Source organism: Streptomyces sp. BE20 (assembly GCF_036322525.1).
Classification (GTDB): Bacteria; Actinomycetota; Actinomycetes; order Streptomycetales; family Streptomycetaceae; genus Kitasatospora.
The window spans coordinates 1-1,188 of the sequence record NZ_JAQYWW010000948.1 but is presented as its reverse complement, the minus strand read 5'-3'; the positions used below and the strand labels follow the sequence as shown (position 1 = coordinate 1,188).

General features: G+C 69.0%; 1 protein-coding gene. It reads left to right on the top strand.

Features of this window, described 5'->3' with window-relative positions; translation table 11 throughout:
• The first annotated feature begins 62 nt into the window (after window positions 1–62).
• Entirely contained in the window at window positions 63–1,187 is a 1,125-nt protein-coding gene (locus PUR61_RS23820) for a DUF2637 domain-containing protein (RefSeq protein WP_329881410.1), read from the top strand.
• Window position 1,188: the final 1 nt, after the last annotated feature.

The following is a 1,188-nucleotide window of genomic DNA, read 5'->3' as shown; positions in this document are numbered from 1 at the left end:
GGTCCCACGCTTTTCGGATGATCAGACCTGTCCTTCAATTCCCACAGCGAGGCCGATCCGTTATGAACCTGACCCCGATACAGCTTTCCTGGACCGTGGCCGTGGGTGCGGTCCTGGTGTCCGTGCTCACGCTGGTGATGTTTCTGCGTCTTCGGAGTCGCCGGGCGGGTCGGTCCGGTGAGGTGGCCGATTCCTGGGAGCGCGGTGAGGAGCGGCGCCGGCGCCGCGAGATGGTGTACGGGATCTCCTCCTACACGCTGTTGTTCTGCTGTGCGGGTGTGGCGGCCGCGTTGTCGTTCCACGGTCTGGTGGGTTTCGGTGTGGAGAATCTGGGGTTGTCGGGTGGTTGGGAGTACCTGGTGCCGTTCGGTCTGGACGGTGCGGCGATGTTCTGTTCGGTGCTCGCGGTGCGTGAGGCCAGTCATGGTGACGCGGCGTTGGGGTCGCGTCTGCTGGTCTGGGTGTTCGCGGTTGCTTCGGCGTGGTTCAACTGGGTGCACGCGCCGCGTGGTGTGTCGCATGACGGTGCGCCGCAGTTTTTCGCGGGGATGTCCGTGTCGGCTGCGATTCTGTTCGACCGGGCGTTGAAGCAGACTCGTCGGGCGGCGCTGCGTGAGCAGGGTCTGGTGCCGCGTCCGCTGCCGCAGATCCGTATCGTGCGGTGGTTGCGGGCGCCCCGTGAGACGTTCGCGGCCTGGTCGTTGATGTTGCTGGAGAACGTTCGGAGTCTGGACGAGGCGGTCGACGAGGTTCGGGAGGAGCGTGAGGCCAGGCAGGAGGCCAGGTTGCGGACCCGTAGCGCCGATCGGCGGGAGCGGGCGGAGCTGAAGGCCATCGCCCGCCGGGGTGGACCGTTCTCGCGGGCCCGTGGCAGCCGGGCCCTTGCCGGGGTCGCCGTTGCCGTCACCTCCGAGGGGCGGCAGGGCGGTTCGGACCCTCTCCCGGCGGTCGGGCCCGATCACCCGGGTGGTCTGTCGCGGGCTGGCGCGGCCGACCTCGCCCGGCGGCCGGCCCGCTCGGCGGCCCGGTCGGTGGCCGGGCCCGAGGTCCATCGCGGTGGTCTCGTCGAGGACGGCCCCGAGGAGTCCGTCACCGTCGACCTGACCGCGGATGACGACACCCTGTCACTGCCGAAACTGGACGCGTTGGAACGCAAGCTCCGCGCCATCGAACAGCAGCTCGGCTGAG

Excerpts from the sequence above, each read along its gene's own strand:
- PUR61_RS23820 (WP_329881410.1), top strand. The coding sequence starts at position 63 with ATGAACCTGACCCCGATACAGCTTTCCTGGACCGTGGCCGTGGGTGCG.